10 protein-coding genes are annotated in these 15,692 nt (G+C 72.5%); 2 read left to right on the top strand and 8 right to left on the bottom strand.

Annotation, left to right across the window (positions count from 1 at the left end):
* The 8 genes from AC3ET3_RS35040 to mqnE form a co-directional block, all read right to left on the bottom strand.
* The coding region (locus AC3ET3_RS35040; RefSeq protein WP_435613618.1) for an AMP-binding protein at window positions 1-2,081 on the bottom strand (2,081 nt) is incomplete at its 3' end.
* A 10-nt stretch (window positions 2,082-2,091) separates the two neighbouring features.
* Complete coding sequence (locus AC3ET3_RS35035; RefSeq protein WP_432140004.1) at window positions 2,092-2,943, bottom strand: ABC transporter permease; 852 nt, start codon at window positions 2,941-2,943, stop codon at window positions 2,092-2,094.
* Window positions 2,943-3,932: an ATP-binding cassette domain-containing protein gene (locus AC3ET3_RS35030; protein WP_435613617.1), complete on the bottom strand. Its 990-nt coding sequence runs from the start codon at window positions 3,930-3,932 to the stop codon at window positions 2,943-2,945. Before AC3ET3_RS35030 ends, AC3ET3_RS35035 begins: the two co-directional genes overlap by 1 nt.
* A gap of 109 nt (window positions 3,933-4,041) precedes the next feature.
* A complete protein-coding gene (gene mqnC, locus AC3ET3_RS35025) occupies window positions 4,042-5,247 on the bottom strand; it encodes a cyclic dehypoxanthinyl futalosine synthase (RefSeq protein ID WP_432140002.1) in 1,206 nt (401 codons plus the stop codon).
* Window positions 5,248-5,281: 34 nt separating this feature from the next.
* Window positions 5,282-6,181, bottom strand: a complete 900-nt coding sequence (locus AC3ET3_RS35020) for a menaquinone biosynthetic enzyme MqnA/MqnD family protein (protein ID WP_432140001.1) — start codon at window positions 6,179-6,181, stop codon at window positions 5,282-5,284.
* 45 nt (window positions 6,182-6,226) lie between these two features.
* A complete protein-coding gene (locus AC3ET3_RS35015) occupies window positions 6,227-6,988 on the bottom strand; it encodes a thioesterase II family protein (protein ID WP_432140000.1) in 762 nt (253 codons plus the stop codon).
* A 103-nt stretch (window positions 6,989-7,091) separates the two neighbouring features.
* On the bottom strand, window positions 7,092-7,391 hold the full coding sequence (locus AC3ET3_RS35010; RefSeq protein ID WP_432139999.1) for a ferredoxin: 300 nt from the start codon (window positions 7,389-7,391) through the stop codon (window positions 7,092-7,094).
* 94 nt (window positions 7,392-7,485) lie between these two features.
* Complete coding sequence (mqnE, locus tag AC3ET3_RS35005) at window positions 7,486-8,649, bottom strand: aminofutalosine synthase MqnE (protein ID WP_432139998.1); 1,164 nt, start codon at window positions 8,647-8,649, stop codon at window positions 7,486-7,488.
* 402 nt (window positions 8,650-9,051) lie between these two features.
* Between mqnE and AC3ET3_RS35000 the strand changes: the two genes are divergently transcribed.
* Window positions 9,052-9,912 (top strand): 1,4-dihydroxy-6-naphtoate synthase, encoded by an 861-nt coding sequence (locus AC3ET3_RS35000; RefSeq protein ID WP_432159049.1) that lies wholly within the window; start codon window positions 9,052-9,054, stop codon window positions 9,910-9,912.
* A gap of 272 nt (window positions 9,913-10,184) precedes the next feature.
* Window positions 10,185-15,692, top strand: a 5,508-nt coding sequence (locus AC3ET3_RS34995) for a type I polyketide synthase (RefSeq protein WP_435613616.1), incomplete at its 3' end; no start/stop codon positions are given.

Raw genomic sequence — 15,692 nt, 5'->3', positions numbered from 1 at the left:
GTGGGAGGCCACGCGGACCGTTCTGCGTCGGGTGCTGCGGCGGGGGCCGGCGCCACCGTCGCCGTCGCGTGCCGGACCCACGGGCGGCGCGCGGACCCTCGTGTGTCCCGCCGTCCGTGCACCGTCACCCGCCTGCTCCCGTCCGCCTCCGGCGCGCCGACCGTCACCCGGAGCTGCACGCCGCCGTGGCGCGGCAGCACCAGCGGCTCGTCCGCCGCCACCTCCAGTGCCCGGTCGCAGCCGGCGCGGCCCGCCGCGTGCAGCACCAGGTCCAGCAGGGCCGCTCCGGCGAACACCTGCCTGCCGTCGGCGCGCCGCGGCAGCGTCGGGTCGCCACCGGCCGCGGTGACCCGGCCGGTGCACACCAGTTCGTCGCTCCCGGGCAGTTCGACCACCGCCGGCAGCAGGGGATGGGCCGCCTCGTCCAGCCCCAGACCGGCCGCGGCGGAGGAGGGCCCGGGGCCCTGCCCGTGCCGTCGCCACAGCGGTCGGCGCGGCAGCCCCGCCAGCAGGGTCCGGGCGACCTTCCCGGCCGGGTTGCGGGGCACCTCGGTGACCTCGTGGATCTCCTCGGGAAGTTTGAACGCGGACAACCGCCGACGGCAGAAGGACAGCACCGCCTCCACGTCGAGCCCGCCGACCGCCGGGACGACATGGGCGACCGGCACCTCGCCGAGCGTCTCGTGGGGGACGCCCGCGACAGCCGCGTCCGCGACCCCGGGCGCCCGGGCCAGAACCTGCTCCACCTCACCCGGGTGGATGTTCTCCCCGCCCCGGATGATCAGCTCCTTGAGCCGGCCGGTGATCGTCACGTATCCGTCCGCGTCCTGGCGAGCCAGGTCACCGGTGCGGTACCAGCCGCCGGACAGTACCCTCGCGGTCTCCTCCGGCCGCCGGTGATAGCCCAGCATCAGCGCCGGACTCGACACCCACACCTCACCCTCGGCACCCCGCTCCGCCTCCTCGCCGGTACGCGGGTCCACCAGCCGCAGTGTCAGGCCGGGCAGCGGCACACCGCACGAACCGGGTACGTACGGCCCCCGCGGCAGGTTCGTGGTGATCGCGCCGCCCGTCTCCGTCGAGCCGTAGCTGTCCAGCAGCGGAAAGCCGAACGTGGAACGGAACGCCTCGTGCAGGGGTTGCGGGCACGGCGAGCCCACCACCATGCACACCCGCAGCCGCGGCAGCCCGGCCGCCCCGGACCGGGCCGGTTCCATCATCCGGTGGTACATCGTCGGCACGCCCACCAGGAAGGTCGCGTCCTTCTCCGACGCCAGCCGCAGCACCTCGTCGGCGGCCGCACCGTCCGCTATGTGGACCGTGGCACCGACCGCCACCCCGCCGAGCACGCAGACGCTGTGCGCCACGGCGTGGAACAGCGACATCGGCCACACGATCCGGTCCTGCGGCGACAGCCCCAGCAGCGGCGCGGTGCAGGCGGCCGTCGCCCACAACGACGACCGCTGCGTGGACACCACCCCCAGCGGACGCCCGGTCGTCCCGGACGTGTAGAGCAACCAGGCCGGATCGTCCAGGCCGAGGTCGTCGCGGGGCGGATGACGCAGCGACCACGACGACGCCAGCTCCTCCCAGCGCGGCAGCGCCTCGCCGGACGCCCCCGCGCGGGCGGCGGCCTCCGCGAACCCCGGCTCGGAGTCCTGACCGACGAGGATCACCGTGGTTTCCGGCCGGTCCGCGAGCACCCGGCGCACCTGCGGCAGCTGCGCGGCACCGGTGATGACCAGTCGGGCCGCGCAGTCGTCCAGCAGCCGGGCCAGTTCCGCGTCGGCCGACCCCGGGTCGAGCGGTACCGCCACGGCGGCCGCCCGGGCGACGGCGAGGTAACTCTCCACCGCCTCGACCCGGTTCGGCAGGTAGATCACCGCCGACGCGCCGCGCGGCAGCCCCAGCTCCACGAGATGACCCGCCACCCGGGCGGTACGCCGGTCCAGCTCGGCCCAGGTCACCGCACGCCGGGCGTCCTCGAAGGCGGTCCGGCCGGGCTGCCGCGACGCGTGCCCGGCGAGCAGTTCGTGCACCGGGCGGATCAGCTCCGCCCGGAACGTGGCGTCCGCGGTCACGCATCTCTCCTCAGGAGCCGGCCGAAGCGTAGCGGCGCACCGCCAGCGCCCTGCACACCACCGCGATCAGCAGCGACCACGCCACCGACACCAGCGCGGGATGCTCGGCGGGCCAGGCGCCCGTGGCGTTGAGCCCCGGGTTGCCGAACAGCTGCCGTGCCGCCTGCACCGTCGCGCTCAGCGGATTCCACTCCGCGGCCCAGCGCAGCACCGTCGGGAGGGTCGAGGGCGCCACGAACGCGTTCGACAGGAACGTCAGCGGGAACAGCCACAGGAAGTTGCTGGTGGCCGCCGCCTCCGGGGCGCGCACCGACAGGCCGATCAGCACGCCCACCCACGACAGCGCGTACCCCGTGAGCAGCAGCAGCGCGAACCCGGCGAGGGCGCGCGGCACCCCGTGGTGGATACGCCAGCCGACCATCAGTGCGCACAGGACCATCACCCCCACGACGATGACGTTCTGCACGAGGTCCGCGACGGTGCGGCCGGTGAGCAGCGCGCCCCGCGCCATCGGCAGTGACCGGAACCGGTCCACCATGCCGCTCTGCACGTCGTTGGCCATGCTGACGCTGCTGTTGCTGGCGGTGGCGAAGGCGATGGTCTGGGCGAAGAACCCCGGCATCATGTACTCGCGGTAGGCGGCGGCTCCTTCGGCCCCGGGCAGGCTGAAGGACCCGGCGAACAGGTACGCGAAGAGCAGCACGAAGACGACCGGCTGCACCAGACTGAGGACGAGCACCTCGGGAATGCGCACCGACCGGATCACGTTGCGCCGGGTCACGACCAGGACGTCGCGCAGGGACTTGGCGGCCGTGCCCGGCCTTAGTTCGGGTACGGACGGTGCCGCTGCCGACACGTTCATCACTCCTTCTCGCTCGGCGCGCCGGCGCCGACCGCCGCGCGCCCGGTGTCCCGCGGGGTGTCCTCGGTCAGGGCCAGGAAGACCTCGTCCAGCGTGGGCCGGCGCAGTCCGATGTCGGTGAGCGCGATGCCGTCGGCGTCGAGTGCCGCGATGACCTCCGTGAGCAGCCGCACCCCGCCGTTCACCGGCACGGACACCGTGCCGCGCGGCCGGTCCACGTCCGGGGCGCGGGTGCCGAACCGGGCCAACAGGGCCGCGGCGGGGTCGAGTTGCTCGGGCCAGGACACGACGACCTCGATGCGCTGGCCTCCTGCCTGCGCCTTCAGTTCGCGCGGGGTGCCCCGCGCGACGATGCGCCCGTGGTCGACCACGGCGATGTCCCGGGCGAGACGATCGGCCTCCTCCAGGTACTGGGTGGTCAGCAGCAGGGTGGTGCCCTGGGCCACCAGGTCCTCGATGGCGTCCCACAGCATCAGCCGGCTGGTCGGGTCCAGTCCGACCGACGGCTCGTCGAGGAACATCACCGAGGGGCGCACGACGAGCGCCCCGGCCAGGTCGAGCCGCCGCCGCATGCCACCGGAGTAGGTGCTCGACACCCGGTCGCGGGCCGCGGTGAGGCCGAACCGGTCCAGCAGTTCGTCCGCCCGCTGCCGGGCGGCCCGGGACCGCAGCCCGTACAGTTCGCCGATCATGCGGAGGTTCTCCCGGCCGGTCAGCCGGTCGTCGACGGCCGCGAACTGGCCCGAGAGCCCGATCGACAGCCGGACCCGGTCCGGTTCGCGCACCACGTCGTGACCTGCCACGGTGGCGGTGCCGGCGTCGGGCCGGAGCAAAGTGGTGAGCAGCCGGACGATCGTGGTCTTTCCCGCTCCGTTGGGGCCGAGCAGTCCGAGCACGCCGCCTTCCGGCACGTCCAGGTCTACTCCGTCCACGGCTCGGACCTCGCCGAAGGTCTTGACCAGACCCGTGGCGTGAAGGGCGCCCACCATGGGGTTCTCCGTCCTCGTGTTGCTGGGGTGGGGGAGGGCCGTGCCTCGGGAAGAGCCGGGGGCGTGCTCCGGGACCCGAGGCGCGCGAGCCCCGGACACCCCCCGGGCCTCAGGTGGTGGCGATCAGCTTCAGCTCGGGGTGGGCGGTGCCGCCCGCGATGGCGGTCGAGGACACATGCGAGACGATCCGCTCGTCGACGGGGTCGTTCGCCGGGTCGTCGTGCACGACGAGGTGCTCGTACGTCGTCGACCGCTGCGCCGGGACCCGGCCCGCCGCACGGATCAGGGTGAGCAGCTCGACCAGGTTGGAGCGGTGCTTGGCGCCGGCGGAGGAGACGACGTTCTCCTCCAGCATGATCGAGCCGAGGTCGTCCGCCCCGTAGTGCAGGGACAGCTGGCCGATCTCCTTGCCGGTGGTCAGCCACGAGCCCTGGATGTGCGCGACGTTGTCCATGAACAGCCGGGCGATCGCGATCATCCGCAGGTACTCGAAGAGGGTGGCCTGGGTGCGGCCCTTCAGATGGTTGTTCTCCGGCTGGTACGTGTACGGGATGAACGCCCGGAAGCCGCCGGTGCGGTCCTGTACATCCCGGATCATCCGCAGATGCTCGATCCGCTCGGCGTTGGTCTCACCCGTCCCCATCAGCATGGTGGACGTCGACTCCACGCCCAGCTCGTGCGCGATCTCCATGATCTCCAGCCAGCGCTCGCCCGACTCCTTCAGCGGTGCGATGGCCTTGCGCGGCCGCTCGGGCAGCAGCTCGGCGCCCGCCCCGGCGAAGGAGTCCAGCCCCGCCGCGTGGATCCGGCCGATCGCCTCCCGAACGCTCACCTTGCTGATCCGCGCCATGTGCTCGACCTCGCTCGCCCCCAGGGAGTGGATGACCAGCTGCGGGAACTCCTTCTTGATGGCGGCGAAGTGCTCCTCGTAGTACTCCACGCCGTAGTCCGGGTGGTGACCGCCCTGGAACATGATCTGCGTGCCGCCCAGCTCCACCGTCTCGGCACAGCGGCGCAGGATGTCGTCCAGGTCGCGGGTCCAGCCCTTGGCGGTGTCCTTCGGCGCCGCGTAGAAGGCGCAGAACTTGCACGCCGTGACGCACACGTTCGTGTAGTTGATGTTCCGCTCGATGATGTACGTGGCGATGTGCTCGGTGCCGGCGTACCGCCGCCTGCGCACGGCGTCGGCGGCCGCGCCCAGCGCGTGCAGCGGGGCGTCCCGGTAGAGGTCGAGAGCCTCTTCGGGGGTGATCCGCCCACCGGCGGCGGCACGGTCGAGGACGGGCTGAAGCGGATGGTGCGCGGGTCGGGACATGGTGGCCGGGCCTTTCCGGTGGCGTGGGTTCGGATCAGAGGGCGGAGGGGTCGAGCAGCCGGACGGCGACGTCGGGCGGAAACCCCTCGGCGCCACCGCCCACTCGGCGTGCGAACTCGGTGATGCCGGCGAGCTGTGCCGCGCCGAGGGTGAAATCGAGGGCCGTGGTGTAGTAGCGCTCCAGCGTCGAGGCGTCGAACTCCTCCCACCGCGAGGCCTGTTCGCAGATCTTGGCCACCTCCGCCAGCGAGAGGTCACGGGAGGCGAGCAGATCCGAGTGCACGCGGTGCACCAGCTCCGGCTCGCGGGCCAGGAAGTCACGGCGCGCGGCGAACACGGCGAACACGAACGGCAGACCCGTCCAGTCCTTCCACATCCGGCCCAGGTCGTGCACCCGCAGGCCCATCCGGGGCGCCTCGTACAGCGCGGCCCGCAGGGCGGCGTCACCGATGACCACCGCCGCCTTGGCCTCGGACATCATGGTGCGCAGATCGGGCGGACACACGTAGTACTCGGGGCGCACGCCGACGCGTTCGGCCAGCAGCAGCTGTGCCAGGCGTACCGAGGTGCGGCTGGTCGAGCCCAGCGCGACGGGCTTGCCGTCCAGGTCCTCCAGCGGCACCTGGCTGATGAGGAGACAGGACATCACGTCGCCGTCGCTGCCGACGGCGATGTCCGGCAGGGCGATCAGGTCGTCGGCGTGACGCAGGAACTCCACCAGGCTGATCGGCCCGATGTCGAGCTCGCCGGCCGCCAGCGCCTCGTTGAGACCGTCCGGCGTGTCGGCGCGCAGATCCATGTCCAGGAGGGTGCCGGTACGGGCCAGCCCCCAGAACAGGGGCAGGCAGTTGAGGAACTGGATGTGGCCCACCCGGGGGCGGTGCCGGAGCACCTGCGCCGACTGCGCGGACTCGGGGGCGGGTTGCTCGGTCATCGTGCACAACTCCCGGAACGGGTCTGGAGGGCGGTCGGGAGCCGGTCAGCCCTGGCGGGCCGAGGCGGCGAAGTGCTCGTGGAGGACGGCCAGCACCTCGGCGGGCCGCTCCGAGAGGAAGAAGTGGCCGCCGGTAAAGACCCGCACGTCCGCTTCGGACAGGGTGTGCTCGCTCCAGGCCCGCGCGTCCTCCAGTGACGTCCGGGGGTCGGCGTCACCGGTCAGGACGGTCACCGGGCAGCGCACCGCCGCCCCCGGCTTGCAGCGGTAGGTCTCCACCGCCCGGTAGTCGCTGCGGATCGCCGGCAGCACCATGCGCAGCAGCTCCTCGTCCTGGAGGACCTGGGCGTCGGTGCCGGCCAGGGCCCTCAGCTCGGCGATCACACCGTCGTCGTCGAGGGTGTGCACACGCTCGTCCCTGGTGCGGGACGGTGCACGCCGGCCGGAGGCGAACAGCCGGACCGGCCCCGACCCGGCGCCCTCCATGCGGCGCGCCACCTCGAACGCCACCAGCGAGCCCATGCTGTGGCCGAAGAAGGTCAGCGGACGGTCGTCCCACCCGGCCAGGGCCTCGGCGACCCGGTCGGCCAGCTCCGCCACCGAGGCGGGACCCGGCTCGTGCCGCCGGTCCTGACGTCCGGGGTACTGGATCGCGGCGACGTCGACACCGGGGCTGAGCGCGTCGGCGACCGGCACGTAGAAGCTGGCCGAGCCACCGGCGTGCGGAAAGCACACCAGCCGTTCGGCGGCGTCGGGGGACGGCCGGAACCTGCGGATCCACAGGTTGTCGGTGGTGGTGGACGTCATGGGCTGTACGTGTCCTTCCGAAAGTGTCGAGGTGTGCGGGCCCGGCTGCCCCACGCCGGGCGGTACGGCGGGACGTCCGGTGGCCGGGGGAGCGGAGGCCGGATCAGTCGTCGGCCTGGGGGCCGTAGACCTCGACCTGGTCGGCGACCCGGCGCACATGGATGCACTCGCCGGGGCACTCCTTGGCCGAGTCGACCACGTCGGTGAGCAGGTCCAGCGGGATGCGGGTCGTCGAGCCCGGCGCCTGGAGCAGCTCGTCCTCGTCGCTCTTGACGTAGGCGAGCCCGTCGATGTCCAGCTCGAACACCTCGGGCGCGTACTGGGCGCAGATACCGTCACCGGTGCACAGGTCCTGGTCGATCCAGACTTCCAGGTCCTCGTCGTTCGTCGTCTGCGGGGACATAAACACCTGCCTGGCAGTGTCGTTGTGGCGCGCGCACGGTGGTGAGCCGTGCACGCCGGTTCACGAGGGCCCGGCCATGGGGGGCCGACCCGGGTCACACACGCATCGGCTGGGGCGACTCGCGACGCAGCGGGTCCGGTCCGTCGTACTCGCGGATGATCTCGTAGCGGGTGTTGCGCTCCACCGGGCGGAAACCGGCGTCCCGGATGAGGTCGAGGAGGTCCTCGCGGGTGAGCTTGTTCGGGGTGCCGTAGTTGTCCGCGTCGTGCGTGATCTTGTACTCGACGACCGAGCCGTCCATGTCGTCCGCCCCGTGCTGCAGGGCGAGCTGCGCCGTCTGCACACCGTGCATGACCCAGAAGACCTTGACGTGCGGCACGTTGTCGAAGAGCAGCCGGGACACGGCGAACGTCCGCAACGCCTCGGCGCCGGTGGCCATGGTGGTGCGGGCCTGGAGCCGGTTGCGGATCTTGCCGTCCTTCATGTCCACGAAGTCGTGCTGGTAGCGCAGCGGAATGAAGACCTGGAACCCGCCGGTCTCGTCCTGCAGTTCACGCAGCCGCAGCACGTGGTCGACGCGATGGCGCCGCTCCTCGATGTGGCCGTACAGCATGGTGCACGGGGTCTTCAGCCCCTTCTCGTGCGCCAGCCGGTGGATACGCGACCAGTCCTCCCAGTGGGTCCGGTGGTCGACGATGTGCTGCCGCACCTCCCAGTCGAAGATCTCCGCACCGCCGCCCGTGAGCGACTCGAGTCCCGCGTCGATGAGTTCGTCGAGGATCTCGGAGGCGGACAGCCCGGAGATGGTCTCGAAGTGGTGGATCTCGGTGGCCGTGAACGCCTTCAGCCCGACGTTCGGCAGCGCCTTCTTCAACTCCCGCAGCGAGCGCGGATAGTACCGCCACGGCAGGTTCGGGTGCAGACCGTTGACGATGTGCAGCTCCGAGAGATGCTCGTTCTCCATCGTCTTCGCCAGACGGACGGCCTCCTCGATGCGCATCGTGTACGCGTCCTGCTCGCCCGGCTTGCGCTGGAACGAACAGTAGGCGCAGGACGCCGTGCACACATTGGTCATGTTCAGGTGCCGGTTGACGTTGAAGTGCACCACGTCGCCGTTCTTCCGGGTGCGCACCTCGTGTGCCAGACCGCCCAGCCACGCCAGGTCGTCCGACTCGTACAGGGCGATGCCGTCCTCGCGGGACAGCCGCTCACCGGAGAGGACCTTCTCCTCCAGCTCGCGCTTGAGCCCAGCGTCCATGGCCGGGAACCTCCTCGTTCAGTGCCTGGCGGCACGCGTAGTGGGTCTGCGCACGGGGCGCGGGATGCCACGCCGGCGTCCGGGTGACGTCCCGGCGCCCGGCTGACCACGGTCCCGACCCTCGCGCCCGGAGACGGGCGGACGCGAGGCCGGGACCGCACCACACGGACACACCGTCGCACCGGCGGGCCGTCACGGGCCCGCGGGGCCGGCCAACGATCCGGCAAGCCGCGGTCCCCCGGTCCGGCCGGTGGGCACCGACGCCGCGTCAGGTGGGGCTCCCCCATCCTGAGGGAGGGCAGTCTGGGGAAAACCCCATACCCGCAACGGCTTTGCTGAGGACGCCACCGCACCGCAGACCCGACCGGCCGCCCACCCGGCGGACCCGACGAAAGGGACCCCATGCCGGCGCCACTGACCCTCACGCACTCGCCCTGCCCCAACGACACCTTCGTCTTCCATGCCTGGACCGAAGGCCTGCTCCCCGACGCACCCGCGGTACGCCTCACCTTCGCCGACATCGGCATCACCAACGGCCAGGCCCGGCGCGGTGAACTCGACATCCTCAAGGTCTCCTACGGCGTGCTGCCGCACATCCTCGACGACTACGCGCTGCTGCCCTGCGGCGGTGCCCTCGGACACGGCTGCGGACCTCTCCTCCTCACCGCCGAACCCGAAGAGCCCGCCCGCCTCGCCGGCGCCCGCGTCGCCGTCCCGAGCACCACCTCCACGGCCTACCTGCTGTTCCGGCTGTGGGCGGCCGACGCCGTGCCCGGCGGCGTCGGCGAGATCGTCGTCCTGCCGTTCCACGAGATCATGCCCGCCGTCCGCGACGGCCTCGTGGACGCCGGGCTCGTCATCCACGAAGCCCGCTTCACCTACGGCCGCTACGGCCTGCACCGCGCGGCCGACATGGGCGAGGAGTGGGAGAAGCGCACCGGCCTGCCCATCCCGCTCGGCGCCATCGTCGCCCGCCGCTCCCTCGGCGAGCCCGTGCTGCGCACCCTCGCCGACGCCACCCGCGCCTCCCTGCACGCCGCCCGGCGCAACCCCGACGCCTCCCGCGCCTACGTCCTGCGACACGCCCAGGAGATGGAACCCGACGTCGTCGACCAGCACATCGACCTCTACGTCAACGAGTTCACGGCCGACCTCGGCGAAACGGGCCTGCACGCCGTGCACGCCCTGCTCGACCGCTCCGCCCACCTCGGCCTGCTGCCTCGCCTTCCCGACGGCGCCCTGGACACGACCCGCGCCCTGTGAACGCCCGTCCACGGGGATACCGCCTCACGGACGGTCCTCCCGACCCCGGACAACGCTAGAAGTTCTCTTAGAGCACCCGGCCGAGACGCCGAACACCCGCACGACCCTTCCCACAATGGGCCCGAGGGACAGGCCCGGCACCGGGAGCGCCGCGGCCTGTCCCCGCGAGGGCATCGGGTGGCACGCCCGCCCCTCACCGGCCCCGGCGGCCCACCCGACACCCCCGTGCCCACCGGCGAGCCAGCGTGCCCGCTGCCGAAGGGAGACCGACCATGAGCGAGGACAGGCTGCGCGACTTCCTGACCCGCGTCTCCAACGACCTCCAGCGCACCCGGGCCCGGCTGCGCCAGGTCGAAGACAGGGCCACGGAACCGATCGCCGTCGTCTCCATGAGCTGCCGCTACCCGGGCGGGGTCCGCACCCCCGAGGACCTGTGGCACCTGGTCGACACCGGCACCGACGGCATCTCCCGCTTCCCGGACAACCGTGGCTGGGACCTCGACTCCCTCTACGACCCCGACCCCGCGAGCCCCGGCACCTGCTACACCCGCGAGGGCGGATTCCTCCACGACGCCGCCGACTTCGACCCCGCCTTCTTCGGCATGTCACCCCGCGAGGCCCTGGCCACCGACCCCCAGCAGCGCCTTCTGCTCGAAGTCGTCTGGGAGTCCCTGGAACGCGCCGGACTGCGCCCCGCCGACCTGCGCGGCAGCGCCACCGGCGTGTTCGCCGGAGTCATGTACAACGACTACGCCACCCGCTTCCCCGAGCCCCCGCCCGGAGTCGAGGGCCATCTGGGCAACGGCAGCGCCGCGAGCATCGCCTCCGGCCGCATCTCCTACACCTTCGGCTTCGAAGGCCCCGCGGTCACCGTCGACACCGCCTGTTCCTCCTCCCTCGTCGCCCTGCACCTCGCGGCGCAGTCCCTGCGCCAGGGCGAGTGCGACCTCGCCCTCGCGGGCGGCGTCGCCTTCATGTCGACACCGGTCACCTTCCTGGAGTTCAGCCGCCAGCGCGGACTCGCACCCGACGGCCGCTGCAAGTCCTTCGCCGACGCCACCGACGGCACCGGCTGGGGCGAGGGCGCCGGCGTCCTGCTGCTCGAACGCCTCTCCGACGCCCGCCGCAACGGACACCCGGTCCTCGCCGTCGTCCGTGGTTCGGCCGTCAACCAGGACGGCGCCAGCAGCGGCCTGACCGCCCCCAACGGCCCCTCCCAGCAGCGTGTCATCCGGCAGGCCCTGACCTCCGCCGGCCTCTCACCACGGGACGTCGACGCCGTCGAGGCCCACGGCACCGGCACCACCCTCGGCGACCCCATCGAGGCACAGGCCCTCCTCGCCACCTACGGCCGGGACCGCCCCGACGACCACCCGCTGTGGCTGGGCTCCCTGAAGTCGAACATCGGCCACACGCAGGCCGCCGCCGGCGTCGGCGGCGTCATCAAGATGGTCATGGCCCTGCGCCACTCCCGCCTGCCCCGCACCCTGCACGTCGACGCCCCCACGACCGAGGTCGACTGGACCGAGGGCAACGTACGCCTCCTCACCGAGCCCGTCACCTGGCCGCACACCGAACGCCCCCGGCGCGCCGGAGTGTCCGCGTTCGGCGTCTCCGGCACCAACGCCCACGTCATCCTGGAGGAACCCCCGACGAGCGAGCCGGAGTCCGCGGAATCCCCGGAGCACGACGAGAGCCCCGCGAACCCGCTGCCGCCGGTGATCCCCTGGACCCTCTCCGCACGCACCACCGACGCCCTCGGCGCCCAGGCCACCGCCCTGCTCGCCCACCTCGAAACCCACCCCGACACGGACGACCGGGCCGTCGCCCACACGCTGGCCACCCGGCGCTCCCTCTTCGAACAGCGCGCAGTCGTCCTGGGAACCGACCGCGCCACCCTCACCGCCGGCCTCAAGTCCCTGGCCACCGGAGGGACATCACCCGACGTGGTGGTCAGGTCCGCCCGACGGGGTGGCCGCACGGCGTTTCTGTTCTCGGGTCAGGGTGCGCAGCGGTCGGGGATGGGGCGTGAGTTGTATGAGGCGTTCCCGGTGTTCGCGGAGGCGTTCGACGCGGTGTGCGGGCATGTCGGGGGGGAGTTGCGGGAGGTCGTCTTCGGTGCGGATGCCGAGCGGTTGCATCGCACGGAGTGGACGCAGCCGGCGTTGTTCGCGCTTGAGGTGGCGTTGTTCCGTCTGGTGGAGTCGTTCGGGGTTCGTCCGGACTTCCTGATCGGGCATTCGATCGGTGAGATCGCTGCTGCGCATGTGGCGGGGGTGATGTCGCTTGAGGACGCGTGTGCTCTGGTGGTGGCGCGTGGCCGGCTGATGCAGCAGCTGCCCGCTGGTGGGGTGATGGTGGCTGTGGAGGCGGCGGAGGCGGAGGTGGTGCCGCTGCTGGAGGGCCGTGGCGGTGAGGTGTCGCTCGCGGCGGTCAACGGTCCGCGGTCCGTGGTGATCGCCGGGGTCGAGGCGGCGGTGGAGGAGGTGGCTTCGACGCTGAGGGAGCAGGGTCGCCGCACCACCCGTCTGCGCGTCTCGCACGCTTTCCACTCGCCGTTGATGGAGCCGATGCTCGACGCCTTCCGCGAGGTGGCCGAGCGTATCGCTTACGCGCCCCCGGTCATCCCGGTCGTGTCCAACCTGACCGGACAGCTCGCCACCGGCGACGAGTTGGCGTCCGCCGGCTACTGGGTCCGGCATGTCCGTGAAGCGGTGCGCTTCGCCGACGGTGTGGGCGCTCTGGCGGCCGCGGGCGTGACGCGTTTCCTGGAGATCGGCCCCGACGGCACCCTCACCGCCCTCGCCCGGACGGTGCTCGGTGACCGTGCCGGGGACGCGGAGCTCGTCCCCGTGCTGCGCAAGGGTCGGGACGAACCCCGGGCAGCCGTCGCCGCGCTCGCGGCACTGCACGCCTCCGGCCGGACCGTCGACTGGAGCGCTCTGCTGCCCGACGCCTCCGACGCGGTTCCCCTGCCGACCTACCCCTTTCAGCGGCAGCGCTACTGGCTGGACCCCGTCGCGAGCCGTCCGGGGCACCGTGGGGGGCACCCGCTCCTCTCCACCGGTATCGGTCTGGCGAGCTCCGCCGGCGTCGTGGCGTCCGGACACCTCTCCGCACGCGCCCAACCCTGGCTCGGCGAGCTCGCGACCAGCGGTGGTTCCATCGTGCCCGCCTCCGTCCTCACCGACCTGGCACTGCACACGGGCCGCACCCTCGGCGCCCACCACCTCACCGAACTGCACATCGACGAGCCACTGCCACTGCCTGGCACCGGTGAGACGGAGATACAGACCGTCACCGAGGCCGCCACGGGCGAACAGCGCTGGACCTTCTCCCTGTACGCCCGCCCCCACGACCCGGACGCCGACGAGACCCGGGAGTGGACTCGGCACGCCTACGGCACCCTCGCCGCCGTAGCCGACGCCGACGCCGACGCCGACGTCGTGTCCGTGCCCGGCGGCACTTGGCCCCCGCCGGGCGCCACGCCCGTCGACCCGGACGAGCTGTACGACGCGCTCGGTCCTGCCGCGGGCCCGGCAGGTGAAGCACCGCAGGCCCTGAGCGCCGTCTGGCGTCTGGGCGACGAAGTGTTCGCCGAAGCGACCCTCCCGGAGACGAAGGCCGGGGAGGCCGCCCGGTTCGCCGTACACCCGGCGCTGGTGGACAGCGCGCTGGTCGCGCTCGGACAGCCCGCTCCGCACCTCGTGAGCTGGACCGGCCTGACCCTCCATGCGAGCGCAGCCACGAGCGTGCGGTTGCACGTCGGCCGGCCGTCGGCGACGGGGGCCACACTCAGCGTCCTCGACGCCACCGGCGCCCCCGTCCTCACCGCCCAGGACGTCAGCGTCCGGCCCATCGACGCCGACCGGCTCCTCGGCACCGCACGCAACCGCGGCAGCGACCTCTACACCGTGACGTGGAGCCCCCTCGGCCCCGCTCCCGCCCCGCAACCGGCCCCGACCCTGGCCCGTCACACTCCGGACGACCTCCTGGCCGCCCTTTCCGCCCCGTCGGACGCCTCGAACGCCTCATTCGCCGACCTGGTCGTCGTCCCCTGGCAAACCGTCGGGCCGGACTCCGGCACAGACCCGGCGACCGACGTGCACACGGCCACCGCCACGGCCCTCACCCTGCTCCAGCACTGGCTCACCGACCCGCGCGCAGCCCGCTCGCGGCTGCTCCTGCTCACGCGGGGAGCGGTCGCCGCCACCGGGGAGACCGTGACGGACCTGCCCGCGGCGGCGGTCCGAGGGCTGCTGAAAACGGCCGCCTCGGAAAACCCCGGACGGATCCTTCTCCTCGACGCCGACACGACCCCCACCGACGAGCACCTCGTGTCGGCCGTACACCACCACCACGACGAACTCCTGCTCCGTGACGCACGATTGCTGGCCCCCCGGCTCACCCCCGCCCCGGACGACCTGGACCAGACTTCGAACGTCGTCTTTCCGGCCGACCGCACCGTCCTCATCACCGGAGGCACCGGCACCGTCGGCTCCGCCGTGGCCCGCCACCTCGTCACCCGGCACGGTGTCCGCCACCTGCTCCTCGTCTCCCGGCGCGGCCCGCAGACCCCCGGGGCCGCCGAGCTGACGGACGAGCTCGCCGCTCTCGGTGCCCGGACCACCGTCGTCGGCTGCGACGCCGCCGACCGCGACGCCCTTGCCGAGGTGATCCACGGCCTGCCGCCGGAGCATCCGCTCGGAGCCGTCGTGCACGCGGCGGGCACGCTGCACGACGGCGTCATCACTTCTCTCACCCCCGACCGCCTCGCCACCGTCCTGCGTCCCAAGGCCGACGCGGCGGTCAACCTCCATGAACTGACCCGTGACCTGGACCTCTCGGCGTTCGTCCTGTTCTCCTCGGCCGCCGCCACCCTGGCGGGACCCGGACAGGGCAACTACGCGGCCGCCAACGCGTTCCTCGACGCCTATGCCGCCCACCTGCATGCCGAGGGCCACCCGGCCGTCTCCATCGCCTGGGGCCTGTGGGAGGCCGACAGCGAGATGACCCGGGGACTCGCCGACGCCACCCACGACCGTGCCGCCCGCACCGGCATCGGTGCCCTCCCGACCCAGGATGCCCTGGACCTCTTCGACCGCGCCCTGGCACACACCGGAGGCGCGCCCCTGCCGCTCCGGGTCGACCGCGCGGCACTGCGCCGGGCCGCCGACCGGCTCCCCCCGCTGCTGCGCACCCTGACCGGCCGCCCGGCGCTGCGGGAGGCCGCCGCGCGCTCGGTGTCCGCCGGTTCACCGCTCGACCTGCTGCACCTCCCGGAACCGCGGCGCCGGGACGCGGTCAACGACCTCGTACGCACCGCCCTCGCCGACGTACTCGGACACGCCCCGGGCTCTCGGATTCAACTCGACGTGCCCTTCAACCAGTTGGGCCTCGACTCGTTGACCGGCCTCGAACTGCGCAACGCCCTCTCTCGGGTCACCGGCACACCACTGCCGGCCACCCTGGTCTTCGATCACCCCACTCCCGCGGCCGTCACGGACCTGCTCCTCGCCGAACTGGCACCCGCCGACGCACCCGACGGCTCCACGACACGCCCCGGTGACGACGTCCGACTCGCGGACGACCCCATAGCCATCATCGGCATGGGGTGCCGCTTCCCGGGCGGCGTCGAAACCCCCGAACAGTTCTGGGAACTGCTCCTCCAGGGCGAGGACGCCATCGGCGACTTCCCCGCCGACCGGGGCTGGGACAACCTCGACGCCCTCAACGACGCTGACACGGACGGCATGGACCGGTCCGCCTACACCCGACTC

It is taken from the genome of Streptomyces sp. bgisy159, from assembly GCF_057707805.1.
Note: the sequence above shows the minus strand (reverse complement) of the source record. Positions and strands in the feature narration are given on the sequence as shown.

Excerpts from the sequence above, each read along its gene's own strand:
- AC3ET3_RS35035 (WP_432140004.1), bottom strand. The coding sequence starts at position 2,943 with ATGAACGTGTCGGCAGCGGCACCGTCCGTACCCGAACTAAGGCCGGGC.
- AC3ET3_RS35030 (WP_435613617.1), bottom strand. The coding sequence starts at position 3,932 with ATGGTGGGCGCCCTTCACGCCACGGGTCTGGTCAAGACCTTCGGCGAG.
- mqnC (WP_432140002.1), bottom strand. The coding sequence starts at position 5,247 with ATGTCCCGACCCGCGCACCATCCGCTTCAGCCCGTCCTCGACCGTGCC.
- AC3ET3_RS35020 (WP_432140001.1), bottom strand. The coding sequence starts at position 6,181 with ATGACCGAGCAACCCGCCCCCGAGTCCGCGCAGTCGGCGCAGGTGCTC.
- AC3ET3_RS35015 (WP_432140000.1), bottom strand. The coding sequence starts at position 6,988 with ATGACGTCCACCACCACCGACAACCTGTGGATCCGCAGGTTCCGGCCG.
- AC3ET3_RS35010 (WP_432139999.1), bottom strand. The coding sequence starts at position 7,391 with ATGTCCCCGCAGACGACGAACGACGAGGACCTGGAAGTCTGGATCGAC.
- mqnE (WP_432139998.1), bottom strand. The coding sequence starts at position 8,649 with ATGGACGCTGGGCTCAAGCGCGAGCTGGAGGAGAAGGTCCTCTCCGGT.
- AC3ET3_RS35000 (WP_432159049.1), top strand. The coding sequence starts at position 9,052 with ATGCCGGCGCCACTGACCCTCACGCACTCGCCCTGCCCCAACGACACC.